Source organism: Acidobacteriota bacterium, assembly GCA_022562055.1.
In the GTDB taxonomy this organism is placed as follows: domain Bacteria; phylum Actinomycetota; class Acidimicrobiia; order Spongiisociales; family UBA5794; genus BMS3BBIN02.
In genome coordinates this window covers 1-3,640 of record JADFQA010000072.1, presented here as the reverse complement: position 1 = coordinate 3,640, position 3,640 = coordinate 1, and the positions used below count along the sequence as shown (strand labels likewise).

3 protein-coding genes are annotated in these 3,640 nt (G+C 59.2%); all 3 read left to right on the top strand.

Annotated elements, in window-relative coordinates:
* Nucleotides 1-46: 46 nt before the first annotated feature.
* Entirely contained in the window at nucleotides 47-2,131 is a 2,085-nt protein-coding gene (locus IIC71_15030; protein ID MCH7670494.1) for a Rieske 2Fe-2S domain-containing protein, read from the top strand.
* Between the two features lie 78 nt (nucleotides 2,132-2,209).
* A complete protein-coding gene (locus tag IIC71_15025) occupies nucleotides 2,210-2,773 on the top strand; it encodes an acyltransferase (GenBank protein ID MCH7670493.1) in 564 nt (187 codons plus the stop codon).
* Nucleotides 2,774-2,851: 78 nt separating this feature from the next.
* On the top strand, nucleotides 2,852-3,640 hold a 789-nt coding region (locus IIC71_15020; protein MCH7670492.1), incomplete at its 3' end, for a hypothetical protein.

Below are 3,640 nucleotides of genomic sequence, written 5' to 3'. Positions count from 1 at the left end.
CACCACCTGCCCAAGTGGTGGAGGTTCTATAGGGAAGGAGTCCGCGATGAACGACGAGTCGACAGCGAACAACACCGCGGCGTCGGTCACGTGGCACAGAATCGCAAGCGTCAGTGATCTACCAGAGGGACGCGTTAAGACTGTGTCCGTGACTGTGGAAGAGACAACGCATCAGTTCGCCCTCACCCACTTCGCTGGCGAGTTTTACGCTCTCGACAACAGTTGTCCGCATCAGGGAGGTCCCTTGGGGGAGGGTTCGATTGAGTGTAACGAGGCCGGAGACTGCTTCTTGCGCTGCCCGTGGCATGGCTGGGACTTTGACCCGACCACCGGATTATCACCGGGCAGTTTCGGTGATGGTGTTGCAACATTTCCGGTGGAAGTCCGTGGGGACGATATCTTTGTCGCACTCGGACCCGACCCCGAGCACGTTCGCACCATAACCGATGTCATGGCCGAGACGATGGTGAATTGGGGAGTGACGCACGTATTCGGCATGGTGGGGCACAGCAACCTCGGCCTTGCCGATGCCCTGCGCATACAGGAGGAGCAGGGCAACCTCGAGTACATCGGCATCCGTCACGAGGGTGCGGCGGCGTTCGCTGCAAGTGCGTTTGGAAAGCTTACGGGTCGGCCGGCCGCCTGTTTTGCAATCGCCGGGCCGGGCGCCACAAACCTCCTCACCGGTTGCTGGGATGCAAAGGTTGACCGCTCCCCGCTGCTGGCTCTAACCGGGCAAGTGAGACAACAGGTGTTCGGGCCAGGTGCCTTTCAAGAGCTTCCCCTCACCAAGGCATTTTCTGCGGTGGCCGGTTTCAGCCACCTTGCTCTCCCGGGCTCGGACCACGCCGAGCTAATGAATCTCGCGCTCAAGAGCGCGACAATCAACCAGGATGTGGCGCATCTCATATTCCCCGACGATGTCCAAACGCTTCCTGCTGGCGTCGACCAAAAGGCTGGTGGACCCGAGGGTAGAGTCGCCGCTCAGTCCATCGCCCCATCAGCGGAAGCGCTCGACACCGCGGTCACCGCGCTCGCAGCGGCAAAACGGCCACTCATCATCGTCGGGCACGGCGCCCGCTTTGCGATGGATTCGGTGATTACCCTTGCCGAGGAGCTGCGTTGTCCGGTTGTCACGACCTTTAAAGCGAAAGGCCTCATCGGCGACATGGGTTGCGAAGGCGTTGCTGGCCCAGACTCGCAAGCTGGCGGTCACGTTCTTGGCGCTGGTGTGCTTGGCCGATCCGGAACTCCGGTCGCAAGCTGGTTCATGAACGAAAGCGACTTGCTACTGGTGTTTGGAGCCAGCTTCAGCAATCACACCGGGATTTCACCTAAGAAGCCAACTATTCAAGTTGACCTCGATCGCATGCACCTTGGTAAAACACACAGCATCGACATGGCGGTCTGGGGGGAGATTGGCGTGACGGCGGGTCTCCTTCTGGAACGAGTCAGGAGCGTGCACTCGTCCATCGACCACACCGATCAGGTTGCCAGGCGGTGGTCGTTGTGGCGCACGGAGAAGACCAGCCGTATTGCCGACGACTTCGGTAGCGGTATCAACTCTGCGGTCGTCTTTGACGTGCTTACCAAACTAGCCCCGACGAATGCCATCCTCGCGGTCGATGTTGGTAATAACACGTACAGCTTTGGGCGCTATTTCGAGAGCTCGGGTAGCCAAGCGGTGTTGATGAGCGGCTACCTGGGGTCCATTGGCTTTGGCTATCCCGCTGCAATTGGAGCCTGGGCAGCCACCCGCGCCCACCGGTTCTCCAACGACGAACATTGGCTCAAGTTCGCAGACAGGCCCGTCTTTGCGATTACCGGCGACGGCGGGTTCGGGCAGTATGCGTGGGAGGTGAACACCGCGGTCAAGTACGGAATGAACATCACCCATCTCCTTCTCAACAACGCTCAGCTTGGTAAAATCTCCAAGGAGCAACGCGCTGGCGCCTGGCCGGTGTGGCAGACCTCGCTCACTAACCCCAACATTGCGGACTACGTCACGTCATGTGGCGGTTTGGGAATTCGCGTTGAGCGGGCCGACGACCTTGTTGGCGCTCTTGGTCGAGCGATGGCGTTCGATGGTCCGTCGACGGTAGAAGTCATCGCCGACGCCGAGTTGTTCTAGCCGAGCGCCAATTCGTTGCGACCTACGCTAGTTATTGGCGCGCTTGACAGGCAACGCGGTGCTGCGCAGCATGTGCCGATGAAAACAGCGTGCTGGCTGGTGATGAGAATGCTCGGTTGGTCCTTCGTTGGTGAACCTCCCACCTCGAGAAAGTACGTCGCACTCGGTGCGCCCCACACATCCAACTGGGATTTCTTACTGTTCCTAGCCGTCATCCGCGTATTCAAGATGCCTGCAATGGCTATCGGTAAGCACACGCTGGTGAAACCGCCGTTCGGATGGCTGATGGGCAAATACATAATCCCAATTCGGCGTGATTCTGGGCAGGGCATGGTTGAGCAAATGGTCGCGGCGTTTGCGGATTTGGAAGAAATTGCACTGGTCGTCGCTCCCAAAGGCACCCGGAAGGCAGCCGATCATTGGCGGAGCGGTTTCTACCACATTGCCTCGGCGACCGGTGTCCCAGTAGTCCCAGTGTCGGTGAACTACGCGACAAAGGTTGCCACGGTCGGTGCCGAAATACACCTCACTGGCGATGTCACCCACGATATGGATAAGTTCCGAGCGTTCTACGACGGTGTGCCTGGCAAGTACCCCGATCAGGGATCCCCCGTCCGGCTGCGAGAGGAAACCGGGGAGTAGGTGGTAACCGCTTTGGAAAGCCGCCGTGCGACAACCGCGACCGCTACATTGTGCGGACCTGATAGAAGGACGTAGCGGGTGAAACAATTCAGCGCGGCGGTGGCCGTGATTCTTCTCGGCATCGCTGGGATGGCTGCGGCCCAAACGAGTGGTGCATCGGTGCCAGTCGATGTGATCAACATGACCGATCTGGCGGCGAACTCTCCAGTTGACATCGCCGAACTTCTGCAACTTGTCCCTCCGGGAAACTCCTACCGATACGCCGACGATGTCCGTGGCTTGCCGACTCTCGGCCCTGACACTGTTCCCTTTGCGCAACCAGACGTTGTTGGTGCGGGGCTGTTCGACCCTGGCGCGGTCGGTTTTGGGGACACAATTGGGGTGCTGCGAGAAATGTCCGATTCGTTCGAGGTCAGTCGAGATGGGCTCGTGGACTCGCCGATGGCATTGTTTTTCATGGGCCGCGAGGAGCCGTCCGGTATCGACGCCGCCGACTTCGAGGATCTATTCATCCAGATCGACATTCCGATCGGGTTCGAGGGGACGCCGGGTTGGGAGGCTATCCCTGCATTTCCAGGAGATACCTGGCAGGGCGGGTCCCTGATATTGAGCACCCAGATGGTTCCCGGGCAAGACACCGTGTTCGAGCTAATCGATCCGCTCAACAACTTTAGATCTATCCCGTTCGATGGGTTTTTCGCCGCTGGGGTGGATTGGGCTGTGCTTGGTGTCGATGTGACGACGCTCGAGATGTACGGTGGCCCTGGGGATATGCGGTGGGCGTTTGCTTCTCATGTCCACGATGGTTCCTACGGTGCATGCGAGACATGCCTTTCGGTGATCAATGCCTTTCCACAGGTCCCTAGG

Bases quoted from the DNA above. Each gene is read 5' to 3' on its own strand.
- IIC71_15030 (MCH7670494.1), top strand. From the start codon at position 47: ATGAACGACGAGTCGACAGCGAACAACACCGCGGCGTCGGTCACGTGG.
- IIC71_15025 (MCH7670493.1), top strand. From the start codon at position 2,210: ATGAAAACAGCGTGCTGGCTGGTGATGAGAATGCTCGGTTGGTCCTTC.